Source organism: Streptomyces sp. NPDC091682 (genome assembly GCF_044756625.1).
Taxonomy (GTDB): Bacteria; Actinomycetota; Actinomycetes; order Streptomycetales; family Streptomycetaceae; genus Streptomyces.
The window spans coordinates 86,498-107,783 of sequence record NZ_JBIVTH010000013.1 but is presented as its reverse complement, the minus strand read 5'-3'; the positions used below and the strand labels follow the sequence as shown (position 1 = coordinate 107,783).

Below are 21,286 nucleotides of genomic sequence, written 5' to 3'. Positions count from 1 at the left end.
TACGCAGGTAGACAGGGCTCCACCCGCCGGCGCAGCACGCGCTCGGCGGGCGGAGTCATGTCTACGGCGCAGGAGTCATTGCGCCGTAGACATAGACCGGACACGGGCGACTGACCGGTCGGCTCAGGCCTTCGGGGTCACCTTCGAGAGGCCGTTGATGATGCGGTCCATCGCGTCGCCGCCCGTCGGGTCGGTCAGGTTGGCGAGCATCTTCAGGGTGAAGCGCATCAGCACCGGGTGGGTCAGACCGCGCTGGGCGGCGATCTTCATGACCTTCGGGTTGCCGATCAGCTTCACGAAGGCGCGGCCCAGGGTGTAGTAGCCGCCGTAGGTCTCCTTGAGCACCTTCGGGTAGTTGTGCAGCGCCAGTTCGCGCTGGGCCGGGGTGGCACGGGCCTGGGCCTGCACGATGACGTCGGCCGCGATCTGGCCCGACTCCATGGCGTACGCGATGCCCTCGCCGTTGAACGGGTTGACGAGGCCGCCCGCGTCGCCGACCAGCAGCAGGCCCTTGGTGTAGTGCGGCTGCCGGTTGAAGGCCATCGGCAGGGCCGCGCCGCGGATCGGCTGCGTCATGTTCTCGGGGGTGTAGCCCCAGTCCTCCGGCATGGAGGCGCACCAGGCCTTGAGGACCTCGCGCCAGTCCAGCTCCTTGAAGGCGGAGGAGGAATTGAGGATGCCGAGGCCGACGTTGGAGGTGCCGTCGCCCATGCCGAAGATCCAGCCGTAGCCGGGCAGCAGCCGGTCCTGCGCGCCGCGCCGGTCCCACAGCTCCAGCCAGGACTCCAGGTAGTCGTCGTCGTGCCGCGGCGAGGTGAAGTACGTCCGCACGGCCACGCCCATCGGGCGGTCCTCGCGCCGATGCAGGCCCATCGCGAGAGACAGCCGGGAGGAGTTGCCGTCGGCCGCGACGACCAGCGGGGCGTGGAAGGTGACCGGGGTCTTCTCCTCGCCCAGCTTCGCGTGCACGCCCGTGATGTGACCGGTGCGCGCGTCGCGCACCGGCTCGCCGACCGTGCAGCGCTCGTACAGTCGGGCGCCGGCCTTCTGCGCCTGGCGGGCCAGGGTCTCGTCGAAGTCGTCACGCTTGCGGACGAGTCCGTAGTCCGGGTAGGAGGCGAGTTCCGGCCAATCCAGCTGGAGCCGCTGCCCGCCGCCGATGATCCGAAGACCCTTGTTCCGCAGCCAGCCGGCCTCTTCGGAGATGTCGATGCCCATCGCCACCAGCTGCTTGGTGGCGCGCGGGGTCAGTCCGTCGCCGCAGACCTTCTCGCGCGGGAACGCCGTCTTCTCCAGCAGCAGGACGTCCAATCCGGCCTTGGCGAGGTAGTAGGCGGTGGTCGAGCCGGCGGGCCCGGCCCCGACGACGATCACGTCCGCGGAGTGTTCGGAGAGGAGCTCGGTCACTGCGGGATCTCCCGAAGGCTCGATAAAGGGTGCCAGGCGGCACCGGACATGTGCAGTCTATGCAGCAAGAGAGATCACGATCCGAAGGGTGCCTCCGATGACCACCTCGCCGACCCGGCCGCTTCCGGCCGTACAGCTCCGCGTGCCCACCGACGAGGACGCGCACGCCTGGCACACGGCCTTCGCCGACCCCGACGTCATGGAGTTCCTCGGAGGTCCCGCGGAACTGTCCGCGTACGAGGAGATCACCGCGCGCCAGCGCATGCACGACGCCCAGCTCGGCTACTGCCTGTGGACCCTGCTGGACGGACAGGGTGCGGTGATCGGCTTCACCGGCGCGCAGCCGTGGCCCCGGGAGAAGGGGTGGGGGCCGGTCGGCGAGATCGAGATCGGCTGGCGGCTAGGCCGCTCCGCGTGGGGCCGGGGCTACGCGTACGCCGCCGCGCTCGCCACGGTGGAGCGGGTCCGCGCGGCCGGTGTCCCGCACGTGGTGGCGATGATCGACGCCCGGAACGCACGTTCGGTGGCGGTGGCGGAGCGTCTGGGCATGACCCTGGCCGAGGAGTTCACCACGCCGGCGGGGAATCCGGGGCGCCGTTACGTGCTGGACCTGCAGAGCGGGGTGCACTAGCCGATGTCCGACGACGGCAACGCTCCGCTGCGCGAACCGGCCGGCGGCCCCTCCACCACCGTCAGGCGACTGATCACCGGCCTTTCCCTGTGGTGGACGGCCGTGCCGGTGGTGTTCGTGGCGCAGGCGTACATCTGGTCCGCGGGGGTCCGCGGCCCGCTGGGGGAGGGTGTCGTCTTCGTGCTGCTGTGGGCGTGCATCGGCGGGGTCGTGCTCGCGCCCGTCCTCGGCTTCGCGGTGGCACAGGTCGCCGGGCACACCGAGGCGCGAAGGCGGTTCGTCACCATGGGCGCACTGTCCCTGGGCTTCTGCGTCCTCGTCGCCCTCTTCTTCCAGTTCGCCATGGAATGCGCTCCGGGGGACGGCGCCTGCCGTTAGAACACCGAAAGCCCCGTCAGGGTCGTGAACCGGTCGAGGGCGGCCACGCCCGCCACCGAGTTGCCGCGGGCGTCCAGGCCCGGGCTCCACACCGCGAGGGTGCACTGGCCCGGGACGACCGCGACGATGCCGCCGCCCACCCCGCTCTTGCCGGGCAGCCCGACGCGGTAGGCGAACTCGCCCGCCGCGTCGTACGTCCCGCAGGTCATCATCACCGCGTTGATCTGCTTGGCCTCGCTGCGCGTCAGCAGCCGCGTGCCGTCCGCGCGGAGCCCGTGCCGGGCCAGGAAGCGTCCGGCGCGGGCCAGGTCGGCGCAGCTCATCTCGATGGAGCACTGCCAGAAGTAGTGCTCCAGCAGCGCGGGCACCGGGTTGTCGATGTTCCCGTACGAGGCCATGAAGTGGGCGACGGCCGCGTTGCGGTCGCCGTGCTCCTGCTCGGAGGCCGCGACGTCGGCATCGAACCCTATGTCCGGGTTCTGGCTCTCCTGCCGCAGAAACTCCAGCAGCTCGCTGCTCGCGTCGCCCGTCAGGGTCTGGAGCCGGTCGGTGACCACGAGGGCGCCCGCGTTGATGAACGGGTTGCGCGGGATGCCGTTTTCGTACTCCAGCTGGACGAGCGAGTTGAACGGGTTGCCGGAGGGCTCCCGGCCCACCCGCTCCCACAGGCTGTCGCCGCCCTCCGCCAGGGCCAGGGCGAGCGCGAAGACCTTGGTGATGGACTGGGCGGAGAAGGGGACCCGCCAGTCGCCCACCCCGAAGACGTTGCCGTCGAGGTCGGCGATGGCCATCCCGAACTGCCGCCGGTCCACGGCGGCGAGCGCCGGGATGTACTCGGCCGGAGTACCGCTGCCGATCAGCGGAGCGATGTCGGCGGCGATCCGCTCCAGCAGGGGTCCGTAGTCCGTGGGCGCGACGTCTGGCACGGCCGTCAGTCCTTGATGCCCCGGTGCAGCGCGACGATGCCGCCGCTGAGGTTGCGCCAGGCGACCTTGGACCAACCGGCCTTCTGCAGCAGGGCGGCCAGCGCCGGCTGGTCGGGCCATGCGCGGATGGACTCGGCGAGGTACACGTACGGGTCGGGGTCGGACACCACCGTACGGGCCACCGGCGGCAGCGCCCGCATCAGGTACTCCGTGTAGACCGTGCGCAGCGGCGCCCAGGTGGGCTGCGAGAACTCGCAGATGACGACCTGCCCGCCGGGCTTCGTCACCCGGTACAGCTCGCGCAGCGCAGCGTCGGTGTCCTGGACGTTGCGCAGCCCGAAGGAGATCGTGACGGTGTCGAAGACGTCGTCCTTGAACGGCAGCTTCGTCGCGTCACCGGCGGTCAGGGGCAGCCAGGAGTGCTTCTTCTTGCCCTCCATGAGCATGCCCAGGGAGAAGTCGCAGGGGACGACGTACGCGCCGGTGGCGGCGAAGGGCAGCGAGGAGGTGGCGGTTCCGGCGGCCAGGTCGAGGACCACGTGCCCGGGGCGCGCGCCGACCGCCTTGGCGACCTCCTTGCGCCACAGCCGGGCCTGGCCCAGCGAGATGACGTCGTTGGTGAGGTCGTATTTCGCCGCGATGCCGTCGAACATGGAGGCGACTTCGTGCGGCTGCTTGTCCAGGGAAGCCCTTGTCACTGGCGTTCGCCCCTCGGTGTGCGATGCGGATCGGCGGGTACGCGCCCCATCCTCTCAGGCCCCGCCCCCCGCGAGCCGCGCGGGCTCCGCCACCCCCGGCCCCCCTTCCCATCGGACAGGTGTCGGAAACTGTTCCGAAGGACAGTTACGCCGCGCCCCGGCGGACACGTTGACTGACACGGTGCGGCCCGGTGAGGGTCACCCCCCGGATCGGTGACCGAATCGTGGCCGATCCGGTAGTGGCCGCCGCGAACAGGAAGCTTCACGATGCCGCCAGGCCATTCCACCGGTCGCTCCAGCCGCACCAGCCCGCGCGCCCAGCGCCGGGCCGAGCGGCGCAAGCGGCTGCGGCGCACGGTCCTCCTCGGCTCGGCGGCACTGGCCGTGGTCTCGGCCACCGCGTACACGCTGCTGCCCCAGGACGACGACGCGAAGGCCGCCGCGGGCCGGGCGGCGGCCAAACCGGACCCGACGACCGGGGAATCCGGCGACGGTTCCGCGAACGCGCTCCCCCAGGGCGGCCAGAAGTCCACCGCCCCCGAGCCGTCCACCTCACCCGCGGCGTCTCCCCCGGCCTCGCCCACGCCGTCGACCGACGCCGCGACACCCACCCAGCCGGGTGCCTTCAAGGCTTCCACCACCGCCGGCAAGGCGCAGGGCAAGGGGGCCGCGCGCCGCTGGCGGGTCGAGGTCGAGGAGGGCAGCGGGGTCGACCCGGAGTCGGCCGCCCGCTCGGTCGAGGCGATCCTCGGGGACCGGCGCGGCTGGACCCAGGACCCGAAGTACGGCTTCCAGCTCGTCGGGGCGGGCCAGCCGGTCGATTTCACCATCAAGATCGCTACGCCCAAGACCACCGACCGCCTGTGCAACGTGGAGACGCCCGAGCTCATCGGCGAGACCAACTGCAGCACGGCGGGGCACACCGTCGTGGTCAACCTCAAGCGCTGGAACGAGGGTTCGCCGCAGTTCGACGGCACGCCCGAGGAGTACCGGGCACTGATCGTCAACCACGAGGTCGGACACGAGCTCGGCCGCGGTCACGAGAGCTGCCCGGGCCCCGGAAAGCCCGCTCCCGCGATGATGCAGCAGATCAAGGGGCTCCTCGGCTGCAAGTCCAACGCCTGGCCGTACGACGCGAAGGGAACCTACCTGTCCGGTCCGTCCGTCCTATAGGGCGAGAGCCGACCACCAGGGCATGTCGGCCGGGGGCTAGGAGAAAACACGTGCGCGTCGTCAGCTTCAGCGTCCCGGCGTGGTTCCCCTCCTACGAGGAGCCGGGCGCGGGGGAACGGGCGCCGCACGAGGAGGCACCCGACTGCTCCGTGCCAAGCAGCTCCGTACCGGACGGCTCCGTCCCGGACGGGGACCGGCCCGCCGACGCCCAGCTCACCGAGCAGGAATCGGCGGTGTTCCTCTGCCTGGCCACCGGCGCCTCCAACCGGGAACTGGCCGGCGAGCTCCAACTCTCCGTCAGCACGGTGAAGTTCCACGTGGTCAACATACGGGCCAAGCTGGGCGGCATCAGCCGCCTGCAGGCCTGTCTGCTGGCCGCCCTCGCCCGGGAGGACACCCGGCGCGCCGAGGACACCGCCCGCGGCGGACGGAGCGGGCTCAGCGACGACGGTGGAGCAGCCGCCCGCCGATGACCGTGGCCACGCACGTGGTCGCACCCTGCGCCAACAACTCGGCCTCGTCCGCCACCGCGAAGACCGCGAAGCGCGCCGGAACCCCCGCTTCCAGGATTCCGTGGAAAGCCTCCGCCGCAGCGCCCCGCCCGGCGAACGGGTCCAGCGCGGGCAGCCCCTCGTAGGCGGTGGGCGGCAGGATCGTAAGCCCGGACCGGGACACCGCCGTGCGCACCGCCGGGCTCGTGAAGCGGCCGCAGACCGCCACCACTCCACGGGCCAGCAACCGCTGCGTGCCGCGCCGGGCGCTGTGGCCCCACCGCGGCTCGGTCATCTTCAGCGCCTCCAGCGCGGCCGCCCCCCGGATCGGGTCGGCGCCGAGCTCGGCGACCTCGTACGGGTCGTCCGGGTAGTACGTGCGCTCCAGCAGCTCGTCCACCCCGCGCACCACCAGCCCCGGGGTGATCGTCCCGGGCCAGCGGCGGGTCCGGGCGTGCGGGTGGGCCGCGGCGACCTCCTCGTACGGTCCCGTGCGGGCGATCCGGTCGCCGTCGACGAGGACCGCGCCGCCCGGCAGCGGCGCGGATCCCGGCCCGGGTACCAGGAGTTCGGCGGTGTGCAGCGTCAGCATCGGTCGGCGGGCGTCGTCAGTTCGTGGAGATGAGCTTCAGTTCGGGGTGCGCCGTTCCGCCCTCGATGGCGGTGGAGGAGATGTGCGAGACCACGCGCTCGTCGACCGGGTCGTTCGCCGGGTCGTCGTGCACGAGCAGGTGTTCGTAGGTCGTCGCGCGCTGCGCCGGGGTGCGGCCCGCCTTGCGGATCAGGTCGATGATCTCCTGGCGGTTGGAGCGGTGCTTGGCACCGGCCGAGGAGACGACGTTCTCCTCCAGCATGATCGACCCGAGGTCGTCGGCGCCGTAGTGCAGCGAGAGCTGGCCCGCTTCCTTGCCGACGGTCAGCCAGGAGCCCTGGATGTGGGCGATGTTGTCGAGGAAGAGGCGCGCGATCGCGATCATGCGCAGGTACTCGAAGATCGTCGCCTGGGTGCGGCCCTTGAGGCGGTTGTTCTCGGGCTGGTAGGTGTACGGGATGAAGGCGCGGAAGCCGCCCGTACGGTCCTGCGTGTCGCGGATCATCGCGATGTGCTCGATGCGCTCGGCGTTGGTCTCGCCGGTGCCCATCAGCATGGTGGAGGTGGACTCCACGCCCAGCTTGTGGGCGATCTCCATGATCTCCAGCCAGCGCTCGCCGGACTCCTTCAGCGGCGCGATCGCCGTGCGCGGCCGCTCCGGCAGCAGCTCGGCGCCGGCGCCCGCGAACGAGTCGAGGCCGGCCGCGTGGATGCGCTGGATGGCCTCCTCCGCCGAGACGCCCGAGATGCGGGCCATGTGCTCGACCTCGGACGCGCCGAGGGAGTGGATGACCAGCTGCGGGAAGGCCTGCTTGATGGCCGAGAAGTGGTGCTCGTAGTACTCGACGCCGTAGTCCGGGTGGTGTCCGCCCTGGAACATGATCTGGGTGCCGCCGAGCTCGACGGTCTCCGCGCAGCGGCGCAGGATGTCGTCGAGGTCGCGGGACCAGCCCTTCTTCGCGTCCTTGGGGGCCGCGTAGAAGGCGCAGAACTTGCACGCTGTGACGCACACGTTGGTGTAGTTGATGTTCCGCTCGATGATGTACGTCGCGATGTGCTCGGTACCGGCGTAGCGGCGGCGGCGCACGGCGTCGGCCGCCTGGCCCAGCGCGTGCAGCGGCGCGTGGCGGTAGAGGTCGAGCGCCTCTTCCTTGGTGATCCGGCCCCCCGCGGCGGCGCGGTCGAGGACAGACTGGAGAACGGCCTGGTCGGTCACCGGTGAGTCACCTTTCGGCGGTGTGTCTGTGTCAAGGTCCGGACCGATCCAGCCTACGCCAGGGTGTCGCGACGGGATTCAGGGGCTTCGGGTGAGATCGCCTTCGGGGTTTCCGGCCGGGGCGTCGGCCGACTTGTAGTGCAGTGTTCCGTTCTCGTTGAGGGTGAAGCGCTCGTCGGCGGAGCCGTTGGAACACATGCCGGGGGCAGGGTTGGGTCCGGCGGAGGTGTCCAGGACGAGGGACCGGTCGGTCGCCGCGGCGAGCCTCCAGTCACCGCTGCAATCGGTGCCGAGGACGGGGACGACCGACTTGTCGCGGGCGACGACGTCACCGACCTTGCCGGCCTTGATGGTGATCTCGAACTCGGTGGCCAGGCGCGTGTGCGCGGTGGTGACGGTGCCCTTCCACGTGCCGATGAGCTCCTTGGGAACGTCGGTGCGGGTCCCCTTGGGGGCGGCGCTCCCGCTCCCGGTCGGGGCCGAGGAGGGCGTGGCCGCCGGGGCCGGCGCGGACGCCGAGACGGAGGGGTGCGCTCCGGCGTCGGCCAGGTCCCGCTGGTCGCCACCCTGGCCCGGCAGCAGGTCCAGGAAGTAGATCCCGCCGGACAGCACCGCGAGGACGGCCGCCGCGGCCAGTACGACGGTGCAGCTGAACCGGCGCCCGGCGGCCCTGACGGTGACCTGCCGCCCGTCGGAGGGGGTCCGCTGCCCGGGCAGCCCGCTGCCGGCGGTCTCGGTCGGCGAACCGTAGGGGCCGGCCGCCGGGCCGGAGCCGCCCGTGGGAGTGCTCGCGTAGGGACCAGCCGCCTGGCCGGAACCGCCGGTGGGCGCGGTCCCGTAGGGGCCGGCCGTCCCGGGCCGGGCGCCGGGCGAGCCGGGCGGGGCGTACGGGGCGTACGGGCCGGCGGCGCCACCGTAGGAGGGGTCCGGCGCCCCGAAGCCCGCACCGACGGGGGTGTAGGACCCGGCGGTGAAGGGGACCGGGCCCGAAGCGGCCTCCGGTGCGGCCGCGCCCCCGGCTCCGGCCGGGGCCGGCCCGCCCCCTCCCGCACCGCCCTCGGCGGAATCGGCGGAATCGGCGTCCAGGTCCAACAGGGCCACGGCGGCCCGACTGGCCTCCTCCACCAGCGGCCCGGGCAGCCAGCCGGGGGCGCCCAACGCCCCGCCGAGGGCCGCCGCGACCGCCTCGGGAGCCGGCCGCTCTGCAGCCGTCTTGGCCAGGCAGGCCTCGATCAGCCCGCGCAGTTCCCCGACCGGGATCGCGCTCAGCTCGGGCGGCTCGTGGACCACCTTGTAGAGGAGGGTGGCCGAGTTGTCCCCGGTGAAGGGCGGCTGCCCGGTCGCCGCGAAGGCCAGGACCGCGCCGAGCGAGAACACGTCGGCCGCCCCGGTGATCCCCTTGCCGAGGATCTGCTCGGGCGACATGTAGCCGGGCGAGCCGACGGACACTCCGGTGGAGGTCAGCGAGGCGGTGCCGTCCGTGGCCCGCGCGATCCCGAAGTCGATGAGCCGCGGCCCGTCGAGGGTGAGCATCACGTTCGACGGCTTCACGTCCCGGTGGACCAGGCCCAGGCCGTGCACGGCCACCAGGGCGCGGGCCAGCCCCGCGCCGATGGCCCGTACCGACGCCTCGGGAAGCGGGCCGTGCGCGGCCAGCGCACGGTCCAGGGAGGGCCCCGCCACGTATCCGGTGGCCACCCACGGAACCGGGGCCCCGGGGTCCGCGTCCAGCACCGGCGCGGTCCACTCGCCGCCCACCCGGCGGGCCGCCTCCACCTCGCGGCGGAACCGGGCCCGGAACTCCTCGTCGGTGGCGAAATGCGGGTGCACGATCTTGACGGCGACGGTCCGGCCGCCCGCGCTGCGCCCCAGGTAGACGCGGCCCATGCCACCCGCGCCGAGCCGGCCGAGCAGCCGGTAGGCGCCGATGGTCCGCGGCTCACCGGCTTCGAGCGGCTGCATCGCGTCCCCCAATTCCCCGTGATCCCGGGCGCCTTGTGCCGCCCGACCGAGCAGCAGCCTAGGCGGTGCCGGGGCGGGGCGGGGGAAGGAGCGCAGTCACCCTTTTGCATTTCCACCTCAAGGCGAGAAATGCAAAAAGGGCGAGAATTCCCGGTAAACCTCACATTCGCCCGTCCACCCTTTGGACTACCGCGGGGTAAACGCGGTCAGCACTCCTGGACCACCGTGCTCAGCAGCTCCACGTCGACATCCGCGGCATACCCGGTCGTCGATCCCGTACGACGCGCGAATTCACGTACGCCGGCCAACTGTTCGGGACCGAAGCGGAAGTCGAGCGTCGTGAAGTACCGCTCCAGCAGCTCCGCGTCGAAGGCCTCCCAGCGGGCCGCCTGTTCGGCCACCTTGGTGACCTCTTCCAGGGAGACGTCCCGGGAGGAGAGGAAGGCCTCGTGGACCTCCCGCACGACGGCGGGCTCGCGGGCGAGGTAGTCCTTCCGGGCGGCCCAGACGGCGAAGACGAACGGCAGCCCGGTCCACTCCTTCCACATGTGCCCCAGGTCGTGCACGGTCAGCCCGAGGCGGGGCGCGTCGTGCAGGGAGGCCCGCAGCGCGGCGTCCCCGATCAGTACGGCCGCGTCCGCTTCCTGCATCATCACGCTCAGGTCGGGCGGGCAGGTGTAGTAGTCGGGGCGTACGCCGTACTGCTCGGAAAGCAGCAGCTGAGCGAGGCGTACGGACGTACGGGAGGTGGAGCCGAGTGCGACGCGGGCTCCGTCGAGCTGCTCCAGGGGGACCTGCGAGACGATCACGCAGGACATCACCGGACCGTCGCAACCGACGGCGATGTCGGGGAAGGCGACGAGCTGGTCGGCGTTGCGGAGGAACTCCACGAGGGTGATCGGGGCGATGTCCAGGTCCCCCTGGACGAGGCGCTCACTGAGTTTCTCGGGGGAGTCCTTGGTCAGCTCCAGGTCCAGCAGAGTGCCGGTTCTGGCCAGCCCCCAGTAGAGGGGCAGGCAGTTCAGGAACTGAATGTGGCCGACGCGGGGCCGGCTGCGATAGACGTCCACATCGCGAGACTAGCTGCCGGGTCTGCGTCAGCCTTGCGGCGGGTCTCAAACGTCCGGGTGACGTGATCTTTCCCTCTGGTCTCGGCCGCAGGGTGCGTGCTAGGCTCGACGCAAGTTGCAGTTTGGTTTCCCTTGCAGTACGAGGCCTGCGGAGAATGTGACCCGCAGGCTTTTGTAGTTTTCAGACTTCTTAGCAGGTTCTGGAGCAGGGCGACCCTTTGGCCCATAGGAGGGCTCATGGCTACCGGAACCGTGAAGTGGTTCAACGCTGAAAAGGGCTTCGGCTTCATCGCCCAGGACGGCGGCGGCCCGGATGTCTTCGTCCACTACTCCGCGATCAACGCCTCTGGCTTCCGCTCCCTCGAGGAGAACCAGACGGTGAACTTCGACGTCACGCAGGGTCCGAAGGGCCCGCAGGCGGAGAACGTCACCCCGGCCTAGTCGCCTGGGCCAACTCTCGCGGGTTGGAAAAGCAGTAACCAAGGAGCCCTGTCCCCTCTGCGCGAGCAGATCCGGCAGGGCTCCTGCCTTTGCGCCCCGGCCGCCCAGCGGCCAGGAGGGGCGACGCAGTGGCCCCCGGCACCGTTCGCACGGTGCCGGGGGCCACTGGCGTACGGCCTCAGGGGCGGGCCGGCCCCTTCGCGGGAACCGGGACCGGGTCCGGGGTCGGGTCCGGGGTCTGAGTCGGGGCGGGGGTCGTCGCCGGAGCCGTGACCTTGAGCTCCAGGACCAGGGTCACGTTCTCCTTGGTGGTCAGGCGCACGAAGTACGTGCCCGGGGCCGCGTCCGTGGTGAACAGCTCCGGCAGGACGATCTTGCCGTCGGCGCCCGCCTTGGGCAGCAGCCGGCCGAAGACCGGCTTCCCGGTCTCGTCCTTGAAGAACGGGCCCTTCGCGGTCTTCGGGTCCACCGGGACCCACTTGCCGTCCGCGTCCTTCACGACCAGGTCGGCGACGGCCTCCGTACCCGCGACGGCCTTGCCGCCGGCGGTGGCGAAGACCTCCACGCCGGTGAAGCTCTTGCCGGCGACGGCCTCCAGCGGCTTCGCGTCACCCGCACGGGCCAGCTTGTCCGCGACCGTCACCGTCACCTTGCCCTCGAACTTCACGGTGATCCTGCCCTGCGGGTCGTAGGCAGAGGCCCGCAGCGTGAAGGTGCCGGCCTTGGGGCCTGCCTTGAGTCCGGGCGCGGCGGCGATGCCGTCGGCGCCGGCCTTGACCACCAGGGAGTCCGCCGTCCCGAAGAGGGTGCCACCGGTGGTGTCGCCTTCGACCGCGAAGACCACCTCCTGGTTGACGGCGGGCTTGCCGTCGCTGAGGAGCACCTTGACCCGCGGGACCTCCGCGAAGGCCGCACCGGCCTCGGCCGTGAGCCCGGGGCCGCCGAGGACCGTCAGCTCCGCCAGGCGCGGGGTGGCCGGCTTCGGCTGCTCCGGGGTGGGGGTCGGCTTCGGCTGCTCCGGCGTCGGGGTGGGGGTGGGAGTCGGCTTGGGGGTGGGGGTCGGCGTGGGCGTGGGCGTGACCGGGTTCGACGGCGTGACCGGCACGCGCGGGGTGGGTAGGGTGCCCGGCGGCTGCGTCGGGTAGTCCCCGACGGGCGGGTTCGGCACCTCGCCGGCGCCACCGGCCTGGTACTGGCGCATGTACCCGAGCACGGTGTTGACGTACTCGCGGGAATTGTTGTAGCTGAGGATCGCCTCGTCGAGCTTGGCCGCGTTCGACAGGTCGCGGTCACCCGCGCACAGGTAGAGACCCGCGCCCAGGGCCGCGTCGTAGATGTTGTTCGGGTCCCGCTTGGAGTCACCGTTGCCGTCGGCACCCCAGGTGGCCCAGGTGGACGGAATGAACTGCATCGGGCCGACGGCACGGTCGTACACCGCGTCCGCGTCCCATTCGCCCTTGTCCGTGTCACGGATCTCGGCGAAGCCGTTGCCGTCGAGTCGGGGGCCGCGGATGGCCTTCTCGGTGTAGCCGTCCGCCTTCAACCCGTAGCCCGAGGCGTGGACGGACTCCACCCGGCCGATGCCCGCGAGCAGCTGCCAGGGCAGCTTGCAGCCGGGGAGGGCGGCGGCCACCGACAGCTCGGCGCGGTGATAGGCGTCGAGGGCGGTCGCGGGTATCCCGCTGGCCCCTTCCGGAGCGCCCACCCCGGTGGGCGGCGGGTCGGCGATGATGTCGGGCAGATCCAGCCGGGCGTCACCGCGGTCGGCGGCCTGCGGACTGTCCGGAGTGGGCTCGGACTCTCCCGCGTCGGCGGTCGACGGACTGGTCACGACCGCGGCGGTGGTCAGGCTGGCCGCGAGCGCGGCCGTGCACAGGACCTTGCGCGAGGTGTTGACGAGGTGGCGGTGAAGCGGCTTCACAGTGCGGCGATCCCCCCAAGGAGCCGTCGAACGTACATGGCTGGTCGAGCCGTGAATATCCACTGTCTATCAGGTATTCGCCCCCGACTCGCCGTCGCTCCGCGAGATGTGACGCACCATTCGTCTCGGCTTCACCCGGGTCTCATGACCGAATGGACAGGCGCCCCGAACCCCCGCCCGAATCACCCCGAAGACAGATCATTTCTACCACCTCTCGTTGATGATGTGACCCAGCTCACTCAACAAGGTTCGGCCGGGTGCGATGAATTGTGGGGAGCGTGGCGGTCTCCCTTGCGTACACACCGGCCCGAGGCAGAGGAACAGACCCATGCGCATCGTCATCACCGAGTTCATCAGCCTGGACGGCGTCGTACAGGCTCCGGGCGGTCAGGGCGAGGACAACGACGGCGACTTCGCCCACGGCGGCTGGTCGCACCCGTTCTTCGACCCGGAGGTGGTCGGCGGCTCCTTCACCGAGGCGATGGAGAACGCCGAGGCCCTGCTGTTCGGGCGCCGTACGTGGCAGACGATGGCCGCTGCCTGGCCGGAGCGGGCGGGCGACCCGTTCGCCGACCGGATGAACTCCGTACCGAAGTACGTGGTGTCCCAGACCCTGGGCGAGGCCGATCTCACGTGGAACAACACCACGCTCATCACCGGCGACAAGGCCGTCGACCACATCCGGGAGCTGCGCGGGGCCGAGGGCGGCGACCTGGTGGTCATGGGCAGCCCCACCCTCGTACGCACCCTGCTGGGCGAGGGCCTGGTCGACGAACTCCGGCTGATGGTCATGCCGGTGCTGCTCGGCGGCGGCAAGTCGATCTTCCCCAGCGACGGCGGGCTGCGCACGCTCGAACTGGTCTCCACGGCGATCAGCCCGGCCGGCGTGCACGTGTGCACCTACCGCCCGGCCGCCCGGGCCTAGTGCTGTGGCCGGAAAGGTTTGCCGGTTCGCGGCGTTCGGTGCGGTGCATCGCAAGGCGGAAGACCGCGGCTCGTACTGGACGTACTTGCGCGGTCCGACAACGCGGCGAGGTGCCGTACCGGGCGTCGTGAGCCGGTGAACCTTTCCGGTCACAGCACTAGTCAGAAGATCAGCATGCCGATCTCGACCAGGACTCCGGCGACGGCGGCCGGCACGATGGCGATCACCAGGCCGGCGAGGGCCACGAAGACGTAGCCCTCGCCGTCCGCCACCCGGCCCTGGCGCGCGCAGGCGAACAGCCAGGCCGCCAGGACCAGGAACGGCACGAGCAGCAGGCCGATGACGCTGCCGAAGCGGAACACGGCGCCGCCCGACAGTTCGTACGCCCGCCCCCGCGCCGTCCTGACCTCCACCCGGGTACCGGGCCGGTAGTCGTCGGCGGCCGTGTCCAGGACGATGTCGCGGGGCGGCCCGGCCGACCGCCGGGGGGTGTACCGGCCGGTGCAGTCGGTACCCGTCGCATAGCCCTCGGCGTCGCTCGCCTCGTAGCACTCCTGGATGGAGACGACCCCGTCGACGGGCCCGAACCCGAGCACGGCGGCCATCTGTGGCCCGGGCAGCAGCCACGTCAACCACCCGGCGAGGGCAAGGGTCACCACGACCCCGACCCCGGCGGCCCCCCGCCCCACCACCCGCACACCCCGTCGCACCACGCCCCGCCCCCTCGGTCCGTCGAATGGCGCATACCCACGCACGCGCGAGCCGACGCGGGGGGGGGCTCCACCGGGCAGGACCCGGCCGGTCGGGGGCAACGGGCCCCGCGGACAGCGGCTCGGCAACGCTCGCAGAAAGAGAAGGAGTTGCTGCGCTGCGCGTTGGTGAGCGAGTCCTGCGGAAGGGCCCGCTGCTGCTACCGTCATCCGTTCGCCGAGGAGGTCATGATGGCTTTTCCCCTGCCTTTCGCTACCCGAGTGGACCTGCGCCGTCAACCGGCCGACGACGTGCTGGCCCGTGTGGAGGAGGCGCTGCACACGCGGTTGGACCGGGAGACCCTGGTGCGCAAGCGCCGCTCCTTGGGAGGCCGTACGGAGCGGGGTACGTGGGTGCGTATCGAGCGGCGGGGATTCGAGCGGATCGGCCCGCAGGGCTGGAACGGAACCGAGGCCGCTGCCGTGCTGCAAGGGGTCGCGATGCCCGAGTGGTACCAGGGTGTGGCGTGGCGTGAGCCTGGGCAACCGGTGATGTGGCGTGCGGATGAGCTGGAGCTGCTTGCGTCGCCGTCTGTGGCCAAGGGCGCCTTGGTGCTCGACGACCCGGGCCTGCCCGATGCGTGGTGGTCGGCCCTGAACTCCTCTTTGGACGCCCTCGCTGGACAGCAGACGCCGCGAATCGCGACGCCGGACACGGTGACGATCACCCAGGAGCAGGTGACGCAGACACTCGGCGAGGTCTTTCCCGGCATCACTGATACGCGGATCGAGCGGTGGGTTCCCGCTCATGCCGATCTGACCTGGGCCAACGTGATGGGGCCGGAGTTCTCCATCATCGACTGGGAGGACTGGGGCATGGCACCCCGGGGCCTGGACGCCGCCACCCTGTGGGGTAACGCGCTGGCCGTCCCGGCGCTCGCGGACCGCGTCCGCCATGAGCGACGTGCGGACTTGGACAGCCGGGACGGCAAGCTGATGTCGCTGTTCTTCCTGTCGAAGATCGTCGGGCCTCACGCGTACGAGGAGGATCCGCTGCTGGCGCCGGCCCGGAAGGACGCCGAGCGCTTGGTGGCCGACCTTCAGGTCTGACGGTGTCCTTGGTACCTGTCGTGGCTGGCATCGGCGTACCTGGACGCGGGAGAGGTCGAGCACTCGACCGCGATCACGGCGCGGGTGTTCGACCTCTCCGAGGGACTGGCGTCGATCGGACCGATGGCGCGGGCCCGTCTGATGGCCGAGCGGTTGGAGCCGCACCGGTCCCTCACCCCGGTCGGCGCGCTGCTGGAGCGTGCCAGGGGCTAGCGGGTGGCTCGGGTGATCCAGTCAAGGTACTCGGCACGGCCGGCGTCGATCGTGAACGCGATGACCTCAGGCGAGTCGTAGGGGTGGTTGTCGACCAGGTGCTTCTCCAGTGCCTCGCGCCGGTCACCGGTCGTACGGAACGTCACCTGATACTCGGTGCCCTCGGAGACCTCGCCGAGGTGTCGGTACGTCGTTTCGATGGGCCCGGTCACCTGCCCGGAAGCGGCTAGGCTCGCCTCCACCGCCGAGCGCGACAGCTTCCGCGCAGCGTCCTGATTGTCCACGGTCGTGATCACGATCAAGAAGTCAGCCATGGGGGCAACGTACCCGCCCAGGCGTCGCGCCCACATGGGTCCAGTGGACCAGGCGTGGATCGCCGGAGGACCCGAGGGGCCGGGAGGGCGGGGAACGAGCAGGTCGGGCGGGGAACGAGCAGGTCGGGCACACAGCGAACGCGCCTCCCGCAGCACTCTCTTGAAAGCCGTCGTGGCAGCGGATCGCGGCGGGTCAGTCTTCGGCGGGGCAGGAGCGGGTTCCGGACGGGAGGCGGCCGTGGAGGAGGAAGTCGTCGACGTACTCCTGGACGCAGCGCGAGCTGGAATAGCCGGTGTGGCCCTCGCCCTTGTGGTCCACGATCACCGCCGAGCCCAGCCGCTCGGCCGTCTCCTCCGTCCACTCGTACGGCGTCGCCGGGTCGCCGCGGGTGCCGACCAGGAGCATCGGCGGTGCTCCCGGGTGGTCGATCTTACGGATGAAGTCGGTGCCGGCGGGCCGCCCGTAGCACGTGAGTACGGACAACAGCTGTGGCACCCCGAACACCTTCGAGACCTCGAAGAACTCCTGCGCCCGTTCGTCGAGCTCCTTCTCCAACGCGGCCGGGCTGAACTTTTCGATCGACCGGTCCGGGTCGTCGGCGCAGTTCACGGTGGCGAGGGCGGCGGCGAGGTTGTCGGCGGGCACCGGGTCGGATCCGCCGGCCTCGGGTGGATCGGTCGGGTCGGTGGGATCCGTGGGGTCCGTGGGGTCCGTCGGCTCTGCCGCCAAGCCGAGTAGCGCCAGCAGCCCGGCCGGGTCGTGCTCGCGCTCCGCCTGCGCCAGCGCCTTGGCCAGCGCGGGCCACGTGCTCGTCGAGTACAGGGCCTGGCCTATCGCGAGGACGGTGACCAGGCCGCCCACCTCCGTGCCGTCGTCGCCGACCAGCGGCTCCGTGTCGGCCCGCTCCACCAGGGCGGCCACCTTCTCCTTGGCCGTACGGGTGTTCGTCCCGTAGACGCAGTCGCTCTGGTGGGCGCACCAGGTCAGGAAGTTGTCCAGGGCCCGCTGCTGACCGCGGGCCGACACCAGGGCCTGCTCCATCAGCGGTTCGGTGAGCGTGTCGACGCCGTCCAGGACCATGCGGCCGGTGTCCCGGGGAAACAGGGCCGCGTACACGGCCCCGAGCCGGCTCCCGTAGGAGAAGCCGAGGAAGTTGAGCTTCTCGTCCCCGAGGACTCGGCGCATCACGTCCATGTCGCGGGCGACGTCCACGGTTCCCATGTGGGCGAGGACCGGGCCGGAGTTGCGCTCGCAGCGCTTGACCTCGTCCCGCAGGGCGGCCATCGCCGTGGCGGTGTCGGCGTGCGGGTCTCCTACGGTTTCGCCGGCGCCGGCGCCGCAGGAAACGGGGTCGCTGTGGCCGACGCCGCGGGGGTCGAAGCCGATCAGGTCGTAGCGTTCGCCGAGGTCGGCGAACGCCTTGGGATCCATGGCGAGGCCGGCCAGGCCCGGGGCGCCGGGGCCGCCGAAGTTGATCAGGAGCGAGCCGATGCGTCGGTCCGGGTCGGTGGCGGGGAGCCGGCCGAGGGCCAGCTTGACCGTGCCCTTGCGCGGGGCCGCGTAGTCGAGCGGGACCTCCACGACGGCGCACCGCATCTCGGCGGGCACTGGCTTCTCCGGGCAGACGCCCCAGCGGACGCGCTGGGCGTGGAACCGGGCCAGGGGGTCGTCGCCCCCGGTGGGCGCAGGGCTCGACCCGGGCGCGGGGATAGGAGTGGGGGCCGGGGCCGCCCCCAGTGAGGCCAGGAGCATCGCACCGGCGGCCACGCCCGCGGCCATGGCCCTACGGACTCGGGAACGGTGCACTGCGCCCTCCTCGGGCGGCCCCCCGGACCCATCTGTTCACCATAGACCTGCTCCTCGGTGGCCGCCGCTCAGGCTTCGCGCGGCCCCCGGTACAGCTCCTGGACCTGCTCCGCGTAGTCCCGGGCGATCGCGCCCCGCCTGAGTTTCAGCGACGGGGTCAGGTGGCCGCGCGCCTCGGTGAAATCGCCCGGCAGGACGGCGAAGCGGCGGATCGACTCGGCCCGCGAGACCAGCCGGTTCGCCTCGTCCACCGCCCGCTGGAGGTCCGCCCGCAGTTCCTCGTCCCGCACCAGCTCGCGCATCGGCACGTTCTGCTTCTTGTGCATCTGGCGCCAGTGCTGCAGACCGTCGGGTTCCAGGGTGATCAGGGCGGTGATGTAGGGCCGGTTGTCGCCGACCACCATGCACTGGCCGACCAGCGGGTGGGCCCGCAGCCAGTCCTCCAGCGGCGCCGGCGCCACGTTCTTGCCGCCGGAGGTGATGATCAGGTCCTTCTTGCGGCCGGTGATGGTGAGGTACCCGTCGGCGTCGAGCTCCCCGATGTCGCCGGTGGCGAGCCAGCCCCCGTACGGGGCCGCCTGCGCGGCGTTCCAGTAGCCGGCGAAGACGTGGCCGCCGCCCAGCAGCACCTCCCCGTCGTCCGCGATCCGTACGGCCGTGCCCGGCAGCGGCCAGCCGACCGTGCCGAGGCGGGGCCGCAGCGGCGGGGTCACGGTGCTCGCGCCGGTGGTCTCCGTCAGCCCGTAGCCCTCGAAGACCTCGATGCCGGCGCCGGTGTAGAAGGCGGCGAGCCGCCGGCCCAGGGGCGAGCCGCCGCTCAGGACGTAGCGGACGCGGCCGCCGAGCGCCGCCCGGATGCGCCGGTAGACGAGCGGGTCGTAGAGGGACCGGGCGAGGCGCAGCACGAGCCTGGGGCCCCTGGCCTCGGTGGTCTCGGCGAAGCGCTGCGCGATGCGGGCGGCCCGGTCGAAGGAGGAGGCCCGGCCCATCTTCTCGGCGGTGGCCCGGGCGGTGTTGTAGACCTTCTCCAGTACGTAGGGGATGGCCAGGAGGAAGGTGGGCCGGAAGCCGGCGAGGTCGGCGAGGAGGTCCTCGGTACGGATGCTGGGCGCGTGCCCGAGCTTGACGCGGGCCCGCATGCAGCCGACGGCCACCATCCGCCCGAAGACGTGGCTGAGCGGCAGGAACAGCAGGGTGGAGGCGGGGTCCTTGCTGACGGACTTGAAGACGGGGTGCAGCAGCTCCACCGCATTGTCCACCTGGGCGAAGAAGTTGCCGTGGGTGATCACGCATCCCTTGGGCCGCCCGGTGGTGCCGGAGGTGTAGATGAGGGTGGCGACGGAGTCCGGGGTGCGGGCGGCCCGGCGGTGGTGGACCAGCGCGTCGGGGATGCGTTCCCCGGCCTTGATCAGGCGGGCCACCGCGCCGGTGTCGAATTCCCACAGGTGGGTCAGCCAGGGCAGGTTGCCGCGCTCGGCGCTGATCAGGCGGGCCTGCGCGGTGTCCTCGACGGCGCAGGCCACGGCACCGGAGTCGTGGATGATCCAGCGTGCCTGGAGGGCGGAGGAGGTCGGGTAGATCGGTACGGTGACCAGGCCGGCGGCCCAGCCGGCGAAGTCGAGCAGGGTCCACTCGTAGGTCGTACGGGCCATGATGGCGAGCCGGTCGCCCTCCCGGAGCCCTTCGGCGATCAGTCCCTTGGCCACGGCGAGCACCTCGGCCGCGAACTGTTCGGCCGGGACGTCGTGCCAGACTCCGTCCTGGTCCTTGCGGGCGAGCACCGCCTCCCCGGGGGCCTCCCAGGCGTTCTGGAAGGGGATGTCCCCGAGGGATCCCCGGTCCGGAGGGCCCACCAGCGCGGGCACCCGTACCTCGCGGACCACCCCGTCGATCATGGTCTTGACGGGTTCGACCGGTTCTACGGCCCGGACCGGCCTCAGCTCGGCTCCCACGGCGCACTCCTTGGCTCGGCACGAGGTTACCGCCGGTAATTTACGTAGCAGTAACCCGCTCCGACCAGCCCCTGGAGCCGTTCTTCACGGACGCTCCACGCCACCGCCACCGCCACCGCCACCGTCACTGACACCGTCACCGCCACCGCCACCGGCCCATACCCCGGATGCGGCAGCAGTCCGCACGTAGTCGTTGAAGTCACGGGGTTCCCGGCCGAGCACCCGCTGCACGCCGTCGGCGAGGGTGGCGAAGCGGCCCTCCGCGATCCAGCCGTAGAGCAGGTTCAACAGGCCGACGAACTCCTCCGGCACGTGCTGTCCCACGGCGTGGGCGGCGAACTCGTCCGGCGGGAGCGGACGGTAGGTAATGACCCGGCCGGTGGCCCGGGCGATCTCGTCGGCCACGGAGTCCAGGCTCAGTAGCCGCGGCCCGGACAGCTCGTAGGCCTGCCCGCCGTGCCCCTCTTCGGTGAGAGCGGCCACGGCGACCTCCGCGATGTCCTCAGCGTCGATGAACGGCTCGACGCCGTCCCCGGCCGACATCACGAGCTCGCCGCCCTGGACCTGCGCCCGGATGAACGGGTCCTCGCTGAAGTTCTGGAAGAACCAGGACGGCTTGAGGATGGTCCACTGCGCGCCGGACTCGCGAACCGCGCGCTCACAGGGGAGCTTCTCCTCGCCTTCCGGCACCACCCAGTCGCGGGCGGACAGCAGCACCAGCCGCTCGATACCGGAGGCCACGGCCAGCTTGCCGAAGGCGCGCATCGACTCGGCGGCGTCGGGGAGCTGCGAGTCGACCAGGTAGGCCGCGCCGACCCCTTCCAGCGTCCGCTCCCAGGTGTTCTCGTCGGTCCAGTCGAAGGCGACCGGCCCCTTGCGGGAGGCACCCCGGACCCGGTGGCCGCGCTGCCGCAGCTGCGCGGCCACCCGGCTCCCCGTCTTGCCGGTGCTGCCCAGGACCAGGATCGGCTTGGTCGTCGTGCCGGCCGTCGTGTTGGTCGTCGTCGTGTTCTTCGGCGTCGTCATGCGACCAGTCAATCCGGCGGCGCCCGGACGCGACATGGTCGTCCCGCTCAGTTACATGTCCGAGCGTCTAGGCTCGGTCTTCATGGATGCGCTGGCGAGCCTGCTGTACGAAGTGCGCTCCGACGGCGCCCTGTTCAGCCGCAACCTCCTGGCCCCGCCGTGGTCGATCCGCATCGCCGACCCGACGCCGATCACCCTGGCCACCATGCTGCACGGCACGGGCTGGATCGTTCCGGGCGGCGGCGAGGAGCCCGTCGCGCTCGGCGAGGGCGACGTGGCCATCGTGACGGGATCGCGCCCGTTCACCCTCACGGACACCGCCGACGGGGACCTGCGGACGCCGG

General features: G+C 71.5%; 21 protein-coding genes and 1 pseudogene. 9 read left to right on the top strand and 13 right to left on the bottom strand.

All coding sequences use genetic code 11. The features are described from left to right. Positions 1-123: 123 nt before the first annotated feature. Positions 124-1,407 carry a geranylgeranyl reductase family protein gene (locus ACIQK6_RS27760; RefSeq protein WP_402695662.1) on the bottom strand — a complete coding sequence of 428 codons (1,284 nt, stop codon included), beginning with the start codon at positions 1,405-1,407 and terminating at the stop codon, positions 124-126. A 97-nt stretch (positions 1,408-1,504) separates the two neighbouring features. On the opposite strand from ACIQK6_RS27760, the gene ACIQK6_RS27755 reads away from it, so the two are divergent. Further along, positions 1,505-2,038 carry a GNAT family N-acetyltransferase gene (locus ACIQK6_RS27755; RefSeq protein ID WP_329099680.1) on the top strand — a complete coding sequence of 178 codons (534 nt, stop codon included), beginning with the start codon at positions 1,505-1,507 and terminating at the stop codon, positions 2,036-2,038. 3 nt (positions 2,039-2,041) lie between these two features. Beyond that, positions 2,042-2,416 carry a hypothetical protein gene (locus ACIQK6_RS27750; RefSeq protein WP_329099682.1) on the top strand — a complete coding sequence of 125 codons (375 nt, stop codon included), beginning with the start codon at positions 2,042-2,044 and terminating at the stop codon, positions 2,414-2,416. Here ACIQK6_RS27750 and ACIQK6_RS27745 read toward each other — a convergent pair. After that, a complete protein-coding gene (locus ACIQK6_RS27745; RefSeq protein ID WP_402695705.1) occupies positions 2,413-3,309 on the bottom strand; it encodes a glutaminase in 897 nt (298 codons plus the stop codon). The two genes, ACIQK6_RS27750 and ACIQK6_RS27745, sit on opposite strands and share 4 nt — an antisense overlap. A gap of 38 nt (positions 3,310-3,347) precedes the next feature. Next, positions 3,348-4,040: a demethylmenaquinone methyltransferase gene (locus tag ACIQK6_RS27740; protein WP_329099684.1), complete on the bottom strand. Its 693-nt coding sequence runs from the start codon at positions 4,038-4,040 to the stop codon at positions 3,348-3,350. 267 nt (positions 4,041-4,307) lie between these two features. On the opposite strand from ACIQK6_RS27740, the gene ACIQK6_RS27735 reads away from it, so the two are divergent. Further along, positions 4,308-5,213 carry a DUF3152 domain-containing protein gene (locus tag ACIQK6_RS27735; protein ID WP_329099685.1) on the top strand — a complete coding sequence of 302 codons (906 nt, stop codon included), beginning with the start codon at positions 4,308-4,310 and terminating at the stop codon, positions 5,211-5,213. 50 nt (positions 5,214-5,263) lie between these two features. Beyond that, complete coding sequence (locus ACIQK6_RS27730) at positions 5,264-5,686, top strand: helix-turn-helix transcriptional regulator (protein WP_329099686.1); 423 nt, start codon at positions 5,264-5,266, stop codon at positions 5,684-5,686. Here the strand turns inward: ACIQK6_RS27730 and ACIQK6_RS27725 are convergent. The 4 genes from ACIQK6_RS27725 to ACIQK6_RS27710 form a co-directional block, all read right to left on the bottom strand. Beyond that, positions 5,652-6,296, bottom strand: coding sequence for an imidazolonepropionase-like domain-containing protein (locus ACIQK6_RS27725; protein WP_329099687.1), 645 nt, complete (start codon positions 6,294-6,296; stop codon positions 5,652-5,654). The genes ACIQK6_RS27730 and ACIQK6_RS27725 overlap by 35 nt on opposite strands. A gap of 16 nt (positions 6,297-6,312) precedes the next feature. Further along, positions 6,313-7,512 carry a cyclic dehypoxanthinyl futalosine synthase gene (gene mqnC / locus ACIQK6_RS27720; protein WP_266603701.1) on the bottom strand — a complete coding sequence of 400 codons (1,200 nt, stop codon included), beginning with the start codon at positions 7,510-7,512 and terminating at the stop codon, positions 6,313-6,315. 78 nt (positions 7,513-7,590) lie between these two features. Beyond that, the gene (locus tag ACIQK6_RS27715) at positions 7,591-9,474 is read right to left on the bottom strand and encodes a serine/threonine-protein kinase (protein ID WP_402695661.1); all 1,884 of its coding nucleotides are present in this window, start codon (positions 9,472-9,474) and stop codon (positions 7,591-7,593) included. A 206-nt stretch (positions 9,475-9,680) separates the two neighbouring features. Beyond that, entirely contained in the window at positions 9,681-10,544 is an 864-nt protein-coding gene (locus tag ACIQK6_RS27710; protein ID WP_329099688.1) for a menaquinone biosynthesis protein, read from the bottom strand. A gap of 237 nt (positions 10,545-10,781) precedes the next feature. Between ACIQK6_RS27710 and ACIQK6_RS27705 the strand changes: the two genes are divergently transcribed. Next, positions 10,782-10,985 (top strand): cold-shock protein, encoded by a 204-nt coding sequence (locus tag ACIQK6_RS27705; RefSeq protein ID WP_030012116.1) that lies wholly within the window; start codon positions 10,782-10,784, stop codon positions 10,983-10,985. A gap of 178 nt (positions 10,986-11,163) precedes the next feature. Here the strand turns inward: ACIQK6_RS27705 and ACIQK6_RS27700 are convergent, their stop codons facing one another. After that, positions 11,164-12,906, bottom strand: a complete 1,743-nt coding sequence (locus ACIQK6_RS27700; protein ID WP_329099689.1) for a lytic transglycosylase domain-containing protein — start codon at positions 12,904-12,906, stop codon at positions 11,164-11,166. Between the two features lie 328 nt (positions 12,907-13,234). On the opposite strand from ACIQK6_RS27700, the gene ACIQK6_RS27695 reads away from it, so the two are divergent. Continuing rightward, entirely contained in the window at positions 13,235-13,831 is a 597-nt protein-coding gene (locus tag ACIQK6_RS27695; protein WP_402695660.1) for a dihydrofolate reductase family protein, read from the top strand. Between the two features lie 161 nt (positions 13,832-13,992). Here ACIQK6_RS27695 and ACIQK6_RS27690 read toward each other — a convergent pair whose 3' ends face one another. Then, on the bottom strand, positions 13,993-14,544 hold the full coding sequence (locus tag ACIQK6_RS27690; RefSeq protein ID WP_402695659.1) for a hypothetical protein: 552 nt from the start codon (positions 14,542-14,544) through the stop codon (positions 13,993-13,995). A 228-nt stretch (positions 14,545-14,772) separates the two neighbouring features. On the opposite strand from ACIQK6_RS27690, the gene ACIQK6_RS27685 reads away from it, so the two are divergent. Both ACIQK6_RS27685 and ACIQK6_RS27680 read left to right on the top strand, forming a co-directional pair. Beyond that, positions 14,773-15,630 carry a hypothetical protein gene (locus ACIQK6_RS27685; protein ID WP_402695658.1) on the top strand — a complete coding sequence of 286 codons (858 nt, stop codon included), beginning with the start codon at positions 14,773-14,775 and terminating at the stop codon, positions 15,628-15,630. An 84-nt stretch (positions 15,631-15,714) separates the two neighbouring features. Next, on the top strand, positions 15,715-15,843 hold the full coding sequence (locus ACIQK6_RS27680) for a hypothetical protein (protein ID WP_402695657.1): 129 nt from the start codon (positions 15,715-15,717) through the stop codon (positions 15,841-15,843). Here the strand turns inward: ACIQK6_RS27680 and cutA are convergent. The 4 genes from cutA to ACIQK6_RS27660 all read right to left on the bottom strand — a co-directional run bounded on the left by cutA (position 15,840) and on the right by ACIQK6_RS27660 (position 20,942). Further along, positions 15,840-16,157, bottom strand: a complete 318-nt coding sequence (cutA, locus tag ACIQK6_RS27675) for a divalent-cation tolerance protein CutA (protein ID WP_329099693.1) — start codon at positions 16,155-16,157, stop codon at positions 15,840-15,842. The two genes, ACIQK6_RS27680 and cutA, sit on opposite strands and share 4 nt — an antisense overlap. A 193-nt stretch (positions 16,158-16,350) precedes the next feature. Continuing rightward, entirely contained in the window at positions 16,351-17,964 is a 1,614-nt protein-coding gene (locus tag ACIQK6_RS27670) for an alpha/beta hydrolase (protein WP_329099694.1), read from the bottom strand. Positions 17,965-18,032: 68 nt separating this feature from the next. Further along, positions 18,033-19,859 carry an AMP-dependent synthetase/ligase gene (locus tag ACIQK6_RS27665; RefSeq protein WP_402695704.1) on the bottom strand — a complete coding sequence of 609 codons (1,827 nt, stop codon included), beginning with the start codon at positions 19,857-19,859 and terminating at the stop codon, positions 18,033-18,035. Positions 19,860-20,000: 141 nt separating this feature from the next. After that, the gene (locus tag ACIQK6_RS27660) at positions 20,001-20,942 is read right to left on the bottom strand and encodes an NAD(P)H-binding protein (protein WP_402695656.1); all 942 of its coding nucleotides are present in this window, start codon (positions 20,940-20,942) and stop codon (positions 20,001-20,003) included. Here ACIQK6_RS27660 and ACIQK6_RS27655 point away from each other — a divergent pair. Beyond that, a pseudogene (locus tag ACIQK6_RS27655) lies at positions 20,941-21,273 on the top strand (cupin domain-containing protein); the annotation flags it as partial. The gene ACIQK6_RS27660 and the pseudogene ACIQK6_RS27655 overlap by 2 nt on opposite strands. Between the last annotated feature and the right edge of the window lie 13 nt (positions 21,274-21,286).